At 42.6% G+C, this 16814-nt stretch carries 14 protein-coding genes; 6 read left to right on the forward strand and 8 right to left on the reverse strand.

Going from position 1 to position 16814, the window contains the following annotated elements:
• Positions 1–138: 138 nt before the first annotated feature.
• Positions 139–1305, forward strand: coding sequence for a flagellin (locus tag ACED59_RS03120; RefSeq protein ID WP_086049875.1), 1167 nt, complete (start codon positions 139–141; stop codon positions 1303–1305).
• A 742-nt stretch (positions 1306–2047) separates the two neighbouring features.
• Here ACED59_RS03120 and crr read toward each other — a convergent pair.
• From crr to cysZ, 5 genes are all read right to left on the reverse strand, one after another.
• Complete coding sequence (gene crr, locus ACED59_RS03125) at positions 2048–2557, reverse strand: PTS glucose transporter subunit IIA (RefSeq protein ID WP_009847364.1); 510 nt, start codon at positions 2555–2557, stop codon at positions 2048–2050.
• 106 nt (positions 2558–2663) lie between these two features.
• On the reverse strand, positions 2664–4388 hold the full coding sequence (ptsI, locus tag ACED59_RS03130) for a phosphoenolpyruvate-protein phosphotransferase PtsI (RefSeq protein WP_017096845.1): 1725 nt from the start codon (positions 4386–4388) through the stop codon (positions 2664–2666).
• Positions 4389–4524: 136 nt separating this feature from the next.
• On the reverse strand, positions 4525–4782 hold the full coding sequence (locus tag ACED59_RS03135) for an HPr family phosphocarrier protein (RefSeq protein WP_004734263.1): 258 nt from the start codon (positions 4780–4782) through the stop codon (positions 4525–4527).
• 303 nt (positions 4783–5085) lie between these two features.
• Positions 5086–6054, reverse strand: coding sequence for a cysteine synthase A (gene cysK, locus ACED59_RS03140; protein WP_012604562.1), 969 nt, complete (start codon positions 6052–6054; stop codon positions 5086–5088).
• Between the two features lie 236 nt (positions 6055–6290).
• Positions 6291–7049 carry a sulfate transporter CysZ gene (gene cysZ / locus ACED59_RS03145; protein WP_012604561.1) on the reverse strand — a complete coding sequence of 253 codons (759 nt, stop codon included), beginning with the start codon at positions 7047–7049 and terminating at the stop codon, positions 6291–6293.
• 229 nt (positions 7050–7278) lie between these two features.
• Between cysZ and zipA the strand changes: the two genes are divergently transcribed.
• The 5 genes from zipA (at position 7279) to cueR (ending at position 14101) form a co-directional block, all read left to right on the forward strand.
• Positions 7279–8415 carry a cell division protein ZipA gene (zipA, locus tag ACED59_RS03150; protein WP_017096846.1) on the forward strand — a complete coding sequence of 379 codons (1137 nt, stop codon included), beginning with the start codon at positions 7279–7281 and terminating at the stop codon, positions 8413–8415.
• Positions 8416–8507: 92 nt separating this feature from the next.
• Positions 8508–10520 carry an NAD-dependent DNA ligase LigA gene (ligA, locus tag ACED59_RS03155; protein WP_017096847.1) on the forward strand — a complete coding sequence of 671 codons (2013 nt, stop codon included), beginning with the start codon at positions 8508–8510 and terminating at the stop codon, positions 10518–10520.
• Between the two features lie 524 nt (positions 10521–11044).
• Positions 11045–12199 (forward strand): porin, encoded by a 1155-nt coding sequence (locus ACED59_RS03160; RefSeq protein ID WP_017096848.1) that lies wholly within the window; start codon positions 11045–11047, stop codon positions 12197–12199.
• Between the two features lie 125 nt (positions 12200–12324).
• A complete protein-coding gene (locus ACED59_RS03165) occupies positions 12325–13167 on the forward strand; it encodes a DUF2057 domain-containing protein (protein WP_371704750.1) in 843 nt (280 codons plus the stop codon).
• A 538-nt stretch (positions 13168–13705) separates the two neighbouring features.
• Positions 13706–14101, forward strand: a complete 396-nt coding sequence (gene cueR / locus ACED59_RS03170; RefSeq protein WP_009847356.1) for a Cu(I)-responsive transcriptional regulator — start codon at positions 13706–13708, stop codon at positions 14099–14101.
• 37 nt (positions 14102–14138) lie between these two features.
• Here cueR and ACED59_RS03175 read toward each other — a convergent pair whose 3' ends face one another.
• The 3 genes from ACED59_RS03175 to ACED59_RS03185 all read right to left on the reverse strand — a co-directional run bounded on the left by ACED59_RS03175 (position 14139) and on the right by ACED59_RS03185 (position 16592).
• Positions 14139–14594 carry an NfeD family protein gene (locus ACED59_RS03175; RefSeq protein ID WP_009847355.1) on the reverse strand — a complete coding sequence of 152 codons (456 nt, stop codon included), beginning with the start codon at positions 14592–14594 and terminating at the stop codon, positions 14139–14141.
• Positions 14595–14597: 3 nt separating this feature from the next.
• The gene (locus ACED59_RS03180) at positions 14598–15527 is read right to left on the reverse strand and encodes an SPFH domain-containing protein (protein ID WP_009847354.1); all 930 of its coding nucleotides are present in this window, start codon (positions 15525–15527) and stop codon (positions 14598–14600) included.
• Positions 15528–15737: 210 nt separating this feature from the next.
• On the reverse strand, positions 15738–16592 hold the full coding sequence (locus tag ACED59_RS03185; protein ID WP_017096850.1) for a co-chaperone YbbN: 855 nt from the start codon (positions 16590–16592) through the stop codon (positions 15738–15740).
• Positions 16593–16814 lie beyond the last annotated feature (222 nt).

Here is a 16814-nt window from a genome sequence, read left to right on the forward strand (position 1 = left end):
GCTATTTCTTTAATTTTGTTGCTTTTTTTCTAAAGGTTTCAGCATTCACGCCGTTATTAAAAGTAACTTAGAGATAACTACTTGGTTTTCCGAGACGTCGGAAGCCGCTATACCGGAAAATCAATTGGAGAAATCACCATGGCAGTGAATGTAAATACCAACGTATCAGCAATGACAGCACAACGTTACCTAAACAGTGCAAACAGCGCTCAACAAACATCAATGGAACGTCTATCTTCAGGTTCTAAAATCAACAGCGCAAAAGATGACGCTGCTGGCCTACAAATCTCGAACCGTTTGAACGTTCAGAGCCGCGGTCTTGATGTTGCTGTACGTAACGCGAACGATGGTATCTCTATCGCTCAAACAGCAGAAGGTGCGATGAATGAAACATCAAACATTCTACAACGTATGCGTGATTTGTCTTTGCAATCAACAAACGGTTCAAATACTAAATCTGACCGTGTAGCAATCCAAGAAGAAGTAACGGCGCTTAATGATGAATTAAATCGTATCGCTGAAACCACATCTTTTGGTGGCAACAAGCTGCTTAACGGTACTCACGGTACTAAGTCATTCCAAATTGGTGCAGACAATGGTGAGGCAGTAATGCTTCAGCTGAAAGACATGCGTTCTGATAACGACCAAATGGGCGGCAACAGCTACCAATTTACAGAAGCTAAAGGTAAAGATTGGGGTGTAACAGCTGGTGCTAATGACTTAACCATGTCATTAAAAGATAGCTTCGGTGACCAACGAGAAATCAACATCTCTGCTAAAGCAGGCGATGATATCGAAGAGCTAGCGACTTACATTAACGGTCAACAAGACCTAGTAAAAGCGTCAATTGATGAAGAAGGTAAACTGCAAATCTTCGCTGGTAACAACAAAGTTGATGGGGAAATTGCATTTTCTGGTGCTTTATCAGATGAACTAGGCATGACAGCAGGTGCTAAACCTGAAGACCCAAAAACGCTAGAGGCTAAGCAAGTAACGGTTGATACTATCGACGTAACGTCTGTTGGTGGCGCTCAAGAATCTGTAGCTGTTATCGATGCGGCACTTAAATATGTAGATAGCCATCGTTCTGAGCTTGGTGCTTTCCAAAACCGTTTCGACCACGCAATTAACAACTTAGACAACATCAACGAAAACGTTAATGCATCTAAGAGCCGTATCAAAGATACCGATTTCGCTAAAGAAACGACTAATATGACTAAGTCTCAGATTCTTTCACAGGCTTCAAGTTCAATTCTTGCACAAGCGAAGCAAGCTCCGAACTCGGCACTTAGCCTACTAGGTTAATCGGTTGAAAGGCCACGTTGACTTTAAGCGTTGTTGATCACAAGCGTCAACGTTAGGCTTCCACAAATTAGCTCGTGGTGAGAGATGAGCGCTAAACAAACCCAGCTTCGGCTGGGTTTTTTATTGCCTGTTATTTAGCGAAGGTGAATTTGGAAAAGTGCCGTAATGCTGAAAGTAGCAAAAGCGCGGTTCCCTATCACGCTCGTCCCTCGCTGTAGGGAATAACGGGACCGGGAAATGATACTTCCATCATCTATTGCATTGAAGCAGCCTTTCGTCATTCCAGAACCGAGCAGAGCGAGGTATCAGGAATCTGCTTTTGGTCGAGGCTTGATTCGGATTAGACATTAGGCTCTTGTTGTGGTCGAAAGATAATAAACTAGATAGCGCTAACTGCCTTTCACATAGGTGAATAACCAGGAATAAGTAATGTGGTCAACATTCGTCATCTCGAAATCGAGCTGAGCGAGATATCAGAGATCTGTTGTCTACCTGAAGTCATACCGCATGATCTAACATGCAGGTTCAGCGCCTAGGATGGCGTTTAACTTGGTTTAATAACAAAGTAGGGCGGTTAGTTGGCAATTAAGGATTGGTATTGCTGTGGCTTATTGAGGGGCTGTCTACAATGAGGTGAAGAGCGGCAGTCAGAACCGTCGGTTAAGGAACTCGACAAATATAGCAGGCACAAAAAACGCCACCCTTAGGTAGCGTTTTAATTAAAGCAGATAAGTAATCGGGATTACTTAGTTACTTTAAGAACTGGAGTTTCGCCAACAGTTACAGAACCAGAAAGCTTGTTCAGCTCCTTGATTTCGTCCATGTTAGAGATAACAACTGGAGTAAGCGTAGATTTTGCTTTCTCTTCTAGAAGCGCAAGGTCGAAAGTGATGATTGTGTCACCAGCTTTAACAGATTGACCTTCTTCAGCTACACGAGTGAAGCCTTCGCCTTTAAGTTCAACAGTATCGATACCGAAGTGAACGAAAAGCTCAATACCGTCGTCAGACTCGATAGAGAATGCGTGGTTTGTTTCGAAGATTTTACCGATAGTACCGTTAACTGGAGCTACCATTTTATCGCCAGCTGGTTTGATAGCAATGCCATCACCAACGATTTTTTCAGCGAAAACTACATCTGGCACGTCTTCGATGTTTACGATTTCACCAGAAAGAGGTGCGATGATTTCGATTGCACCAGCATCAGCGCTGTCATCAGATACAAGCTTTTTCAGTTTGTCAAACAGACCCATTGTGTCATGCTCCTAACGTTTAGTTTTATTCTGTAGAATATACTATACCAATCTAACAAATTAGACGACTATTTTTAGCCGTCTAACTTCATTAAGCTCTTGGTGATTACTGAGTTTTCTCAGCGATGAACTTTTCTACACAAGCTTCAATTTCTGCAGCTGTAGGTAGAGATAGTGCTTCGTCAGCCATAGCTTTAACTTCAGCGAAGTTAGAGTTACGGATTACTTTCTTAACTTTAGGGATAGAGATACCGCTCATAGAGAACTCATCTAGACCCATACCAAGAAGAAGTAGAGTTGCACGCTCATCACCTGCTAGTTCGCCACACATACCTGTCCATTTACCTTCTTTGTGAGAAGCATCGATTACTTGCTTGATAACAAGAAGAACCGCTGGAGATAGTGGGTTGTATAGGTGAGAAATCATTTCGTTACCACGGTCTACCGCAAGTGTATATTGCGTTAGGTCGTTAGTACCGATAGAGAAGAAAGATACTTCTTTCGCTAGGTGGTGTGCGATTGCAGCTGCTGCTGGAGTCTCAACCATTACGCCGATTTCGATTTCTTCATCGAAAGCTAGGCCTTCAGCGCGAAGTTCAACTTTGTACTCTTCGATTGCTTTTTTCAGTTCACGGATCTCTTCAACAGAAATGATCATTGGGAACATGATGCGTAGTTTACCGTGTGCAGATGCACGTAGGATACCACGTAGTTGGTCACGTAGAATTTCACGACGATCCAAGCTGATACGTACTGCACGCCAGCCTAGGAAAGGGTTCATCTCTTGTGGAAGGTCCATGTATGGTAGGTCTTTATCGCCACCGATATCCATAGTACGGATAATCACTGACTCGCCTTCCATTGCTTCCGCTACTTCTTTGTAAGCAACGTATTGCTCTTCTTCAGTAGGAAGTGCAGTACGGTCCATGAATAAGAATTCAGTACGGTACAGACCAACGCCTTCACCACCGTTACGCAGAATACCGTCACAGTCTTTTACTGTACCGATGTTGCCACAAACTTCTACACGGTGACCGTCTAGAGTTTCAGCATGTAAATCTTTTAGTTTTGCTAGTTCAACTGCTTCTGCTTCGAAATCAGATTTGATTTTCTTAGCTTCTGCTAATTCAGCGTCAGAAGGGTTGATGATGATCTTGTTGTTCATCGCGTCTAGCACAAGCATGTCGCCGTTTTTAACTTGCTTAGTGATATCGTTAGTACCAACGATAGCTGGAAGCTCAAGTGAACGTGCCATGATTGAAGTATGAGATGTACGACCGCCGATGTCACAAGCAAAACCAAGAACGTAGTCTAGGTTGATTTGTGCCGTTTCAGATGGCGTTAAATCGTAAGCAACTAGGATAACTTCTTCATTGATATCTGCTAGAGACACAATGTTAATGCCTAGTGCATTTTTAACGAAGCGAGTACCGATATCACGGATATCAGTCGCACGTTCTTTTAGGTACTCATCATCAAGCGACTCTAGTGCAACAGCTTGCTCTTCGATCACTGTGTAGATCGCGTCGTCTGCGTGCATTTTGTCTTTCTTGATGAGTGCTAAAATCTCTTCTTCTAGCTCTTCATCTTCAAGCAGCATGATGTGGCCTTCAAAGATTGCTTCTTTTTCTTCGCCAAAAGTTTCAAGTGCTTTTTGCTTTACAACTTCAAGTTGTTGAGAAGATTTGTTACGAGCGTCAAAAAAACGCTGAACTTCTGCTTCAACTTGATCGTCTGAGATAGATTGAGTGTTTAGGACAATTTCATCTTCTTGAAGTAGTAGTGCTTTACCGAAAGCAATACCAGGAGATGCTAGGATGCCTGAAATCATAGCCTTACCTTAGTTGTTCAACTGTAAACGGGAGAATGTGTGACTTTAAGTCGTCGACTAATGTCGCGCTTATTGCTATCTATTTCGAACAAAGCCACTTTGCTGTGCAAAATGGCTTTGAAAGAAGGAGACCGTATTAGTGTAGTTGATCCATAAGAGCAACTAGGTGGTCTACAGCTTGCTGAGCTTGAGGGCCTTCAGCTGAAATAGTAACGTTAGTACCTTTTACTAGGCCTAAAGTTTGTAGTTTGAACAGGCTTTTCGCGCTAGCGCTTTTGCCGTTAGAAGTCACTGTGATGTCAGCGTCGAAAGATTTTGCTTCTTTAACAAACTGTGCAGCTGGACGAGTGTGAAGACCGTTTTCTGCTGTGATTTCTACTTGCTTCTCGTACATTTTATATACCCCAATTAATTTATTTTTTGTAAGTTTGTAACCAGATTTAGCTTAACTGCTTTAGCTCAAATGCGCTAGAGGCTAGTACGCCATGTTCGTGTTAGAACTTAGACTGGTTATAAATTTTTATCCAGCCATGGTCGTCTTTTGTTGAGTACTCATGACTTTCAGAATTTGTTTATTGCTTCTTTTATTTTGAAGCGAAAAATAAAACAGACCCGATATTACCAAAGGTGAGGCAGGGATCAACAAAAAAGCCCCTAAATGGGGCTTTTTTGGACGAAAAATTGATTTGACCACATATTATTGTTGGTTCTCTTTTTCCGTAAAGATACCAGCAAATAGGGCCGTACTAAGGTAACGCTCACCCGAGCTTGGTAGTACAGTAACGATAGTTTTTCCTGCAAATTCAGGTAGTTCCGAAATTCTGTTTGCTGCTACTACTGCTGCACCAGATGAGATGCCCGCTAGGATACCTTCTTCTTTCATTAGGCGTTGAGCCATCTCAATTGCTTCTTCAGAAGTTACTGACTCTACACGGTCAATAATGTCTAAATCTAGGTTGCCAGGAATGAAACCTGCGCCAATACCTTGGATTTTGTGTGGTGCTGGTTTGATTTCTTCACCTGCAAGTGCCTGCGCAATCACTGGAGATTCTGCTGGTTCAACGGCTACAGAAGTGATGGCTTTGCCTTTTTCACCTTTAATGTAACGACTTGTTCCAGTGATAGTGCCACCTGTACCTACACCGGCTACAAACACGTCGATCTCACCATCTGTTGCTTCCCAAATTTCAGGGCCAGTTGTCTGCTCGTGAATTTGTGGGTTCGCTGGGTTGTTGAATTGTTGCAGTAGTAGGTATTTGTCTGGGTCTGAAGCAACAATCTCTTCAGCTTTAGCAATCGCGCCGTTCATACCTTTTGGTGCTTCAGTTAGCACTAGGTTTGCGCCAAGAGCTTTAAGCAGCTTACGACGTTCTAGGCTCATTGATTCAGGCATTGTTAGTGTTAGCTTGTAACCGCGCGCTGCAGCAACAAATGCAAGAGCAACACCTGTATTACCACTGGTAGGCTCAACAAGCTCGATACCTGGCTTAAGCGTACCTGCTTTTTCTGCTTCCCAGATCATGTTTGAACCGATACGACACTTAACGCTGAAGCTTGGGTTACGAGCTTCGATCTTAGCTAGGACGTTACCTTTGCTTACTTTGTTTAGGCGGACTAGAGGTGTGTTACCAATCGTTAGGGTGTTGTCTTCGTAGATCTTGCTCATGCGATATTCCTTCATTTAATGACAGAACTAAACGTAGTATATCTACCAATTTACCGTCTAGTGTCTTTCGATGTTTGTTTAGCTTGAATTTAGATTAAACAAGTTGAAAAAAAGGTAAAAGGATTAAAAAGTTATATCATATAGAGATGTCGCAGGATTCACGCCTATCTTTATTGAAATCAGAACTTCAAAAAGATAGGCGTTGTTAGAGCAGGCTGTAGAACTATAGGCGATAGCTATAGACGAGAGCGTAGAGCTTGGTCTTTAAACTCTGCAACCCACATTGCAGTAGCGCCGCAGACGGCAACTGGCATCACAATCAGGTTTAAAACTGGAATGGTAGTAAACACGGAAACAAGTGCGCCGAAGCTGTAGCTCTTACCTTGCTTTTGTTTCAAATTATTTCTCATGTCATCAAACTTGATTTTATGGTTGTCGAATGGGTAGTCAGCGTACTGAATAGCTAACATCCATGCAGTGAAAATGAACCATAAAAACGGTGCAACAGTTTGTCCTAGCGCTGGAATTAACAAAAGTAGGAACAAACCGATCGCTTTTGGCAGGATATAGACAAGCTTGCGCCATTCTCTTGCTAAAATACGAGGGGTGTCTTTAAGTACATCCAGTAAACCATCATCATTGACTTTTTTACCACTCAGCAGTTCTTCGACTTTTTCCGCGAGTAATCCGTTGAAAGGTGCGGCAATAAAGTTAGCGAGTGTACTGAAGAAATACGAAAACGTAGCCAAAACGGTTAACACAAGTAGCGGCCATAGGATATATGACAACCACGACAAGAAACTTGGCAATGCACCAATCCAGCCTTCAATCCAAGTGTTTAAGTTGGAGAAAATATAAAATAAAGCACCGCCCACGAGTAACACGTTAGCGATAAGAGGAAGCAGTACAAACTTACGGATACTCGGCGATAAGGCAATTTTTATTCCGAAAATAAAATAGCCAAAGCCAGAGCGAGGAACAGATTCAATAGTCATATTTAAATTGGGTCACATGTGAATTTGGTTAAATAGCAAACATCTCTAGTGTACTCGACCGAAATTAAGAAAAAAAGCGTGGTGAAAATCACACCAAGTAATGAACTAATTGTATTAAGTGGTTCTAAAACAGTGGCTACTTTTGATAGAGTAGTGAGATTAGCCAAATTAACCTAACTTAGTGACAGCGTGTTTATAGCTAGTTGACTAAGAAAGCTGAGAGCGAAAAATGCAGGAATTGCGATTTGTACTCATTATTGTTGGCGCATTAGCTATCGCCGCATTATTGTTCCATGGTCTATGGACGAGTAAGAAAGAAGGGAAAGCAAAGTTTGGAGATAAGCCGCTTGGTAAGCTTGATAACGACAGCTTAGATGAAGCTGAAACGATCCCAAACCGTTCATTCGCTCCTGAGGATGATTTTGAGATAATCCGAAAAGAGCGTAAAGAACCGGATTTTTCTGTCTCACCGTCTGCAACTGATCCGCTGATTGACTCAGATCCATTGTCAGCGCCACAGCAAAAAGATGCTCACGAAGACGAAATAGAATTGAATGATCTTCCTTCTTTCAGTGTTGAAGACCCGATCGAAGTTAAAGGTGAGCTTGAACAGGTTGAGGAAGAGAAGGTTGTTGAACCTGAAGTTCCTAACTTTGAATTGACTGACGAGCAAAAACAAAATCACGCAGGCTTTAAAGAGCAGTACGGTTCGTTTGAAGAAGCCTCTGATGCGGTCGCTGATCCACTACTTTCTAGCGAAGGCTTAACGCCAAGCGAACCATTTATTGGGAAAGAAGTGGTTGCTGCACAAAGTGTTACTTCGGTTGAAGAAACTAAGTTAGATAAAGATGCTAACTTAGCAGAAGAAGCTCAGTTGGGTAACGAAGTTAATTTAGCTGACGAAAGTAAGTTAGATGAAAAAGCTCACTCAAATGAAGATCTTGGCCTTGAAGTCATTGTTCTTAATGTCCACTGTGCTGGGGAGATCCCGTTTGTGGGTACTGAACTTTTCCGTAGCATGGAGAACAACGGCCTAGCTTATGGTGAAATGTCGATTTATCACTGCTTTGCACAAGCGAGCGATGAGCCAAAAGTTATTTTCAGCGTAGCAAATATGATGCAGCCAGGAACACTAGAACATGACGACCCTGCTGACTTTACCACCAAAGGTATTTCGTTCTTTATGACGCTGCCTTGTTATGGTCAAGCTGACCAAAACTTCAATGTGATGCTGAGTGCTGCACAGAAAATTGCCGACGATATGGGCGGAAACGTATTGGATGAGTCACGTAACTTAATGACGCCAAACCGTTTGTCTGACTACCGCAAGCAAATCCGAGACTTTATGACGGCAGCTAACGCCTAGCCGTATTGTTTAGCCTTGTAAATAATCTATATTTATAGAAAAGGGCTCCTAAGGGAGCCCTTTTTGATATTTCAATCACGACAGAGAATGATATGAAAGAATCGATTCAAGTTACCTTAGAGCAGTTAAGAGAAACTCTGCACTATCATGCCGTTCGTTATTACGTAGAAGATAGCCCTGAGATCCCTGATGTCGAGTACGATCGATTGATGCAACAACTGCTAAAGCTCGAAGAAGAGAACCCAGAACTTGTGACGGTAGATTCGCCGAGTCAGCGTGTCGGCGGTCAGCCTCTAGACGGCTTCACTCAAGTGACCCATGAGATCCCGATGCTTTCTTTAGATAATGCTTTCTCTGATGACGACTTAGATGCGTTCAATAAGCGCATGTCTGATCGAGCGCCAACTGCGAACCTAAAAACCTTCTGTTGTGAACCTAAGCTTGATGGTTTAGCGGTGAGCCTACTCTATGTTAACGGCACCTTAGTACAGGCGGCGACGCGTGGTGATGGTGCGACTGGCGAAAATATTACCGAAAACGTGCGTACGATCAGCTCGATTCCGCTTAAGTTACAAGGTGAAGGCTGGCCGGAACGCATCGAAGTACGTGGCGAAGTGTTTATGCCAAAAGCGGGCTTCGACAAATTGAATGAGATGGCATTGAAGAAGGGCGAGAAGGTCTTTGTGAATCCACGTAATGCCGCCGCAGGTAGCTTACGTCAGCTTGATTCTCGTATTACAGCAAAACGCCCCTTGGCTTTCTACGCATACAGTGTCGGTGTTGTACAAGGCGCTGAGCTTTCAAATAGCCACTATCAACGTTTCCTACAGCTCAAGGCTTGGGGCTTGCCTATGTGTCCAGAGACAAAGCAACTAAGTTCTCTTGAGGATGTAAAAGCCTATTACCAAGATATCATGACTCGTCGTGACACCTTGGCTTATGAAATTGATGGGGTGGTGATTAAGGTTGATGACATTGCCGCACAAGAAACTCTAGGTTTTGTTGCACGAGCACCTCGCTGGGCTATTGCTTATAAGTTCCCAGCTCAAGAAGAAATTACTCTGCTCAATGATGTTGAGTTTCAGGTCGGTCGTACAGGCGCTATTACGCCGGTTGCTAAGCTTGAACCTATTTTTGTTGGCGGCGTGACGGTGAGTAATGCAACGTTGCACAATGCTGATGAGATCGCTCGTTTAGGAGTGAAGGTCGGAGATAGCGTGATTATCCGCCGTGCCGGTGACGTGATCCCACAAATTGTGGCTGTGGTACAAGATCGTCGTCCTGAGTCGGCAAAAGATATAGTTTTCCCTGATGCTTGCCCTGTATGTAATTCTGCAGTGGAGCGCGTAGAGGGCGAAGCTGTAGCGCGTTGTACTGGCGGTTTAGTGTGTCAGGCGCAGCGTAAAGAGGCACTTAAGCACTTTGTGTCTAGAAAGGCGCTGGATGTCGATGGCCTTGGCGTAAAGGTGATAGAACAGCTTGTGGATCGCGAAATGGTCGAAACGCCAGCGGACCTGTTCAAGCTGAGCGCGGGCGTGATTACTGTTCTTGATCGTATGGGACCTAAATCGGCACAGAATGTAGTGAGTGCGCTTAACAAAGCGAAAGACACGACATTGGCACGCTTCCTTTATTCTTTAGGAATTCGAGAAGTCGGTGAAGCGACGGCTATGAACTTAGCTCAGCACTTTAAAACGCTAGAGTTGGTTCAAGCTGCAACTCATGAGCAGTTGGTTGAAGTGTCAGATATTGGTGACATCGTAGCAAGTCACCTCACGAGCTTCTTCTCACAAGAGAAAAACAGAGCAGTAGTCGACCAACTTATCGAGCTTGGAGTTAACTGGCCTGCAATTGAAGCTGTTGCGGATGATCAAGAGCTACCGTTAGAAGGCAAAGTAGTTGTGTTGACTGGCTCACTTTCTAAATTAGGTCGCAGCGAAGCGAAAGCTGCTTTGCAAGCTTTAGGTGCAAAAGTAACCGGTAGCGTGTCTAAGAAAACGGATATCTTATTTGCTGGTGAAGCCGCTGGTTCTAAACTGACTAAAGCACAAGATTTAGGTATCGAAATAAGAACAGAAGAAGATCTAATAGCCCTTATTTCGTAAGTAAATACAGATAAAAAAAGCTCAAAGGCACTCCTTTCAAGGGAGTGCCTTTTTCGTTTCTGATATAAAAGTAATCACTTTTTAATTGTTGAGAAATTTGTTCCTATACGAACTATGAAATCAGGACAGTGATGACGCTCAACATTAATGAAATGTTGTTATAGTTGTTTACTAAATGCGAGTGATATCAATTTTTAAGAGGCTGCTTTGTTAGTAAGTTTTTGTTTTTTAATGTTTTTACTCTTTGGTTCCTCGGTTTTTTCAATTAGTAGATCTGGATCACTAAGTACATGATAAATTTGCACCAACTCATATTTTTTTAGATGAAAATTAAGTTCTCATTGATCTTTTTTGGGGTGAAGTTAGTCTTATTGGCATGGATGCACATTGTGTATAACCAGAAAGGAAATCGAGAATTCGGTGTTTCAGGATTCTCAAACAAGAAAAGGTATTTCTCTCTACGGCGGCCAACTTTAGGCGGGAAATATTCAAACAGCTATATCCATTTTTAGGAGTTTTATTCCATGGAAAACAAAATTTTCAAACGTACTTTACTTGGTGCTGCAGTTGCGATGATTTCAAGTGGTGCATTCGCATCTGAATCTTCTCAAGTTGGTGTTATCTCAGATTTTAACGTTCAGGCTTACGGTGTAGCAGCAATCTCTGTTGTTAACTACGATTCAGAAAAAACTAAAAACGGCGTAAAAACTGATACAGGTACGGGATACGATTACGAGAATGAATCTCGTATTGGTTTCCGTGCAAGTAAAGACATGTTCGATAACGTGAACGTATTCATGCAAATTGAATCTGGCTACGTTGGTGAAAACGGTGACGGTGCAACACTAGGTAACCGTGATACGTTCCTAGGCCTGCAAGGTGACTGGGGTAAAGTACGTTTTGGTCGTATGCTAACGCCAATGTATGAAGTAATTGACTGGCCTTATGCTAACCCAGGTTTGGGCGCAGTATGGGACTGGGGCGGTGATGTTAAATATAACCGTGACCGTCATGGTGATATGGCTCGATACGACTCTGCTGACTTGAATGGTTTTACATTCAACCTAGCAACAGGTCGTGGTGACTCTAGTGTTAAAGATAACTACTTCTACGGCGCGGCTGCTCACTACCGTTTAGCTGATACGGTTACTTTCCACGCTGCAGTTGAATCTGAATCAGATCGTCAACTTAAAGCTGGTACTGATGCAAAAGCTGCTGGTACATGTTTAGTAAGTTCTGGCTGTGATGGTGTTAAGTTTGGCGATGCGACTGCAGCGGTTGCAGCGACTTCTGCTGAAATGGCTGACACATTCGGTTACCTAATCGGTTTTGAAGCGTCACTTCCTGCAGGCTTCGGTATTTCTGCAGCTTACAAAGCGGGTGAGTCAGATGTTCAAGGCGGCGCTAAGTCTGAACAGGCTTCATACTCTGTAATCGGTCAGTACTGGAACGGCCCTTGGGGCTTCAAACTAGGTTACGCAGCTAACCTAGAGTCTGAAACTGATGGTGTTAAAAATGCTGATGAAGATAGCGTAATCTCAGGTCAGCTAATGTACGTTCATAACGGCTTTGTTCCTTACATCCGTATTGCACAGCGTGATATCAAAGCTGACGATAAAGGTTCTATTGCTAACACAGATACGTTCGTTACACGTATTGGTTTAGAGTACGGCTTCTAATTGAAACCATGCTTTAAGTAAAGAGATGCGCTGACTTGTTAGTCGGCGCATATTCATTTCTGGTCCAGCCTAAGAAAGAAAAGGCATCGAAATAATATTATGGGGAAACCCTCGAGGTAGTTAATATGAAAAAAATAGTTTTAGCATCGATTCCTTTGTTCTTAATTGGATGTACAACATTAGATTCTAATAGTGATTTTACGGATTCCGTAAAAAGAATAGAGAGTAAGCAAAATTACCAAATCGTCGTTGGTGAGTCGTTGTCTCCTGATGTGCTTGAAGTTAGACAAGGTCAGCTAGTTAACTCGTCTTTAGAGCTAAATTACGTTACCCCGAACAGTACTGTAGCGGTACCTGATTCATACATAACGATGGAGCTTCAGTACTTTAAAAATTACAACGAGTATCGCTCTGTCTTAGTTCAAGGTTCTGAAGGTAAAGTGCCATTAAAACCTTATGCGGCTTCAGCTGAAACATGCAGCGATATATGTACTCAAACACAGTATGTGAAATTTCCTGTATCTAATGAAATCTTCAACGAAGCACCTTTTAAAGATCTAATTTTTGATGTCCAGGTTTCAAATGCGAACAGCATTTCGTTTTCTATTCCTGCTGGCTATATCGAAGCAATCGTAAATACGGGTGATAAAAACGCAACAGCTAAGCCAGTGATAGTAGCAGCACCTGTAGCCGCAGCCGCACCTGTAGCCGCAGCCGCACCTGTAGCTGCAGTTCCCGCGCTTCAGCAAGAGCCGGTAAGCCAAGCTCAAGAGATGTCAAAATATTGGTTTGAACAAATTCCGACGGAACAAAGAGACTCTGTTATTAACTGGTCTGTAGCAAATCGAAATGGTGTTGTTGATTCTTTAGGTGATAATGTCAAAGAGATTGAAATGTTCGAATATTGGTTTAACAAAGCTTCCAAAGAAGAACGTAAAGCGATAATCAAACAATTAATCGAGTTTTAAAGGAAAGGAGCCTAGGCTCCTTTTTTGTTAGTGTAGAACCTTACCATTACTATGCTTGCATATAACGATAGGCATATATTCTACAACACTACTTCCTAAGTCACATTTTATGATCGGCCCAGATGCAGTGCTTCCTACATTTTGGGCGGATACAGAGAAGCTTAAAATTAAGCTAAAAATTAACGCTAGATAACATTTCATAATGACACCTCACTAAAAATCTCTTCAAACAAGAGATATTCATTAGTATGTGAGGTATTTCTCAAAAATCAAAAAAATCAAAAAATTTCCTATGAAAAATAACCAAAGCCTATTTTGCTATTTCAATCAGTAACTTGTTGATAGTTGGTGTTTGGGTTTGTTGGAAAATCTAAGCTACTCTCATCATTTGATGTAAAATAGCCATAAACAGCAGACTTTATTTTCGAACATTATATTGCTTCAATGTTTTTGTTTCGGTAGTTAGCATTCCTAGATGTTTGAATAATGGTCTTAGGTTTCTAAATAGTTTTTATGCGATATTTACTTGAGTAATATTATGAACATAAGCGAAGTTGCAAGCCTCACGCAGTTATCACCTAAGTCTATTCGTTTGTATGAAGACAAAGGGGTGATATCTGCACCGTTACGTTCTGAAAATGGTTATCGGTCTTATGGTGAGAAGCAGATCAAGGAACTCGGAATCGTAGCGAAAGCGAGAAGCGCTGGTTTTTCGCTTGATGAGTGTCGTGCGCTTGTTGAATTAGCCGACAACCCATGTCGCGAAAGTGCCGATGTTAAAGCAAAAGCGCTAAGTAAATTGGAAGAAGTGAATAAAAAAATTGAAGACTTACTGATCATTCAGAAGACATTGAAAGAGTGGGTTGAACAATGCCCTGGTGACTCAAATAGCCATTGCCCAATTATCGATTCACTTGTAGAGAAAAAGCCATAAGTTGGTTACTTATGGCTTTGAAGGAGGGTTTTCTTGATTATTGTTTAGTAGGGCTTATCGTGAGAACAATGCCATCGACAGCAGTAATCACGACTTCCTCTCCCGCATCAATATCATGTGTACTCATCGCAGACCATGAGCTATCCCCTAGCTTTATCCTGCAGTTACCTTTTTGTACCGGCTCTAAGAGGCGAGTCTTTCTTCCAATCAGTTGCTTCTCTCGCTGATTAAGGTCTCGAGTAGAGTCAGATTGCTTGTCACTAGATAGCTGTCTTCTCCACCACAGCCAAGTGGTGATAAGCGAGAAGCTCGCAAAGGATAGCCATTGCATCTGCCAACCGATTGGTAGTGCGCCTAATAGGGCCCCGACCAGCATGGCAGATATGCCTATCCATAAAAAGTAACCAGCGGTTCCAATTAGCTCAAGCGCTAACAATGCTAGACCGAACGCTAACCAATGCCAGTAGTTTACTTGTTCGAGTAATTCGACCATAAGTTAATCCTTACTACCCTTGTCATTCTTATGTGCAAACATCTCTGCAATACCCGCAACAGAACCCATTAGTCCAGTCGCTTCGAGCGGTAGCATGATGATCTTACCGTTTTCTGCTTGGCCAATAGACTTCAGTGCGTCAGTGTAACCTTGTGCAATAAAGTAATTGACTGCTTGCATGTCACCTTGAGCAATCGCCGTTGATACCATTTCTGTCGCTTTAGCTTCTGCTTCTGCAGCCCGTTCACGAGCTTCAGCTTGAAGTATCGCGGCTTGCTTTTGGCCTTCTGCTTTTAAGATTTCTGATTGCTTGTGACCTTCTGCTTTCAGTATCTCAGCTTGTCGTACACCCTCTGCCTCTAGGATATCTGCACGTTTGTTACGCTCGGCTTTCATCTGGGCGTTCATCGCAGCAGTAAGATCGGCTGGTGGCTGCACGTCTTTAATTTCGATACGCGTAACTTTGACACCCCAAGGGTTTGTCGCTTCATCAACGATATTCAATAATTTGGTGTTAATCATGTCTCGCTGGCTGAGCATTTCATCCAGTTCCATCGAGCCCAATACAGTACGGATATTGGTGAGAGTTAAATTACGAATCGCGTGCTCAAGGTCATTCACCTCATAAGCCGCTTTAGGCGCATCGATCACTTGTACGAAACACACCGCATCAATAACCACATTTGCATTATCTTTGGAGATGACTTCTTGTGCCGGGATGTCGAGAACACGTTCCATCATACTGATGCGTTGTCCGATTTTATCGATAAACGGAATGATCAGATTCAGACCTGGTTGGAGGGTTTGTGTATAACGGCCGAAGCGTTCTACTGTCCAGTTATTGCCTTGCGGAACCGTTTTTACTCCGGCGAAAATAAACAATATTGCGACGGCAGTAAAGACGCCGATAGTAATCAATGTATCAATAGCCATACAAAATCCTTTGCAAGTTTAAGTTTTTGATAGTTCAGTATTGATACTGGCTCATATTTAAATTCTGAGCAAATTTATAAATGAGAAATGGGCCATAAAATATTGATTTTATGGCCCATTTTACATTATTTAATTCGATAAACTAATTGATTGAATTGTCAGTTTTCGATGAGATATACGATGCTTATCTTTAGTGCTTTTAGGGTTTAGCTAGTAGAGCAGAGAGTACAGCTGTCGGCGGTACTTACTGGCAACTGGGTTACCTTGTCCAAGCGCACTTAAGATATCCATGAACTCTTTTTTCATATCGCCATCGCAAGCATTTAGATCTTTTGCAAGGAAAGACCACAACAGTTCCATCGCTTCTTCGTTGCGATTCACTTGGTGATATTGCAATGCTAATTCAGATGCTGTCTTAGCGTCATTTGGGTCTTGCTGAAGAGTGGTTTCTAATGCTTGTATTTCAGGGCTGTCTGCTGCTTGCTTGTGAAGCTCAAGCTTTGCGACTAAGCCTTTATAGTAATTATCTTGGTACTCTAGAGGAATGGTGGCTAGCTGAGTTTCAGCTAGATCAAACTGTTGCGTTTCTAGTAAACATTCTGCGATTGCCAGTTTTACCTCGCCTTTGCTCGTCAGCTCTATTGGCAATTGTTGCATTGCTGCGAGCGCTTGTGCGTGCTCGCCTGCTTGCATTTGCTCGAGAGCCTGACGCAGTGCGAGCTCGTCTTGGCTAGGAAGATGTTTTCCTAACATTTCAACAATCGCTTCTATGCTTTGTGGGCCACCCAAACCATCAACAGGCTGACCGTTAACAAACAGTGCAATAGTAGGGAGTGCTTGTACGCCAAATTGGCTAGCAATTGCCTGCTCTTGTTCACAATTCAACAGAGCTAAAGTAAAAGCGCCGTTGTATTGCTGAGTTAATGTTTGCAGTTCAGGGATCACCTGAGCACTTTCTTGGCTCATTGGTGCCCAAAAGTGGATGAGTACAGGCGTCTGCATTGAGGTTTCTAATACTTGACGAAAGTTCTGCTCATTAAGTTCAACAATATGCGGAGATTGCATTTACGTTCCTTGAGGTGTGTTTTGTGGGTACGTTGCAAATATGGGGGGAGATGTTGGTAACTTCAAGATCTAACTTGGTTATCTCAAATAAAAAGAGCCAAAATAGAAAAACGCTATGCTTCTATGTTGATAGAGTGGTGATCTCAACAGGGAAGGCATAGCGTTATCATTGAGGTGGTCAGTGAGGCATAGCGTAAGATACTCAAAACAGAATAAACAACG

Origin of the sequence: Vibrio sp. FF266, assembly GCF_041439695.1 — a bacterium.
GTDB lineage: Bacteria > Pseudomonadota > Gammaproteobacteria > Enterobacterales > Vibrionaceae > Vibrio > Vibrio tasmaniensis_A.

Excerpts from the sequence above, each read along its gene's own strand:
- ACED59_RS03120 (WP_086049875.1), top strand. The coding sequence starts at position 139 with ATGGCAGTGAATGTAAATACCAACGTATCAGCAATGACAGCACAACGT.
- crr (WP_009847364.1), bottom strand. The coding sequence starts at position 2,557 with ATGGGTCTGTTTGACAAACTGAAAAAGCTTGTATCTGATGACAGCGCT.
- ptsI (WP_017096845.1), bottom strand. The coding sequence starts at position 4,388 with ATGATTTCAGGCATCCTAGCATCTCCTGGTATTGCTTTCGGTAAAGCA.
- ACED59_RS03135 (WP_004734263.1), bottom strand. The coding sequence starts at position 4,782 with ATGTACGAGAAGCAAGTAGAAATCACAGCAGAAAACGGTCTTCACACT.
- cysK (WP_012604562.1), bottom strand. The coding sequence starts at position 6,054 with ATGAGCAAGATCTACGAAGACAACACCCTAACGATTGGTAACACACCT.
- cysZ (WP_012604561.1), bottom strand. The coding sequence starts at position 7,049 with ATGACTATTGAATCTGTTCCTCGCTCTGGCTTTGGCTATTTTATTTTC.
- zipA (WP_017096846.1), top strand. The coding sequence starts at position 7,279 with ATGCAGGAATTGCGATTTGTACTCATTATTGTTGGCGCATTAGCTATC.
- ligA (WP_017096847.1), top strand. The coding sequence starts at position 8,508 with ATGAAAGAATCGATTCAAGTTACCTTAGAGCAGTTAAGAGAAACTCTG.
- ACED59_RS03160 (WP_017096848.1), top strand. The coding sequence starts at position 11,045 with ATGGAAAACAAAATTTTCAAACGTACTTTACTTGGTGCTGCAGTTGCG.
- ACED59_RS03165 (WP_371704750.1), top strand. The coding sequence starts at position 12,325 with ATGAAAAAAATAGTTTTAGCATCGATTCCTTTGTTCTTAATTGGATGT.
- cueR (WP_009847356.1), top strand. The coding sequence starts at position 13,706 with ATGAACATAAGCGAAGTTGCAAGCCTCACGCAGTTATCACCTAAGTCT.
- ACED59_RS03175 (WP_009847355.1), bottom strand. The coding sequence starts at position 14,594 with ATGGTCGAATTACTCGAACAAGTAAACTACTGGCATTGGTTAGCGTTC.
- ACED59_RS03180 (WP_009847354.1), bottom strand. The coding sequence starts at position 15,527 with ATGGCTATTGATACATTGATTACTATCGGCGTCTTTACTGCCGTCGCA.
- ACED59_RS03185 (WP_017096850.1), bottom strand. The coding sequence starts at position 16,592 with ATGCAATCTCCGCATATTGTTGAACTTAATGAGCAGAACTTTCGTCAA.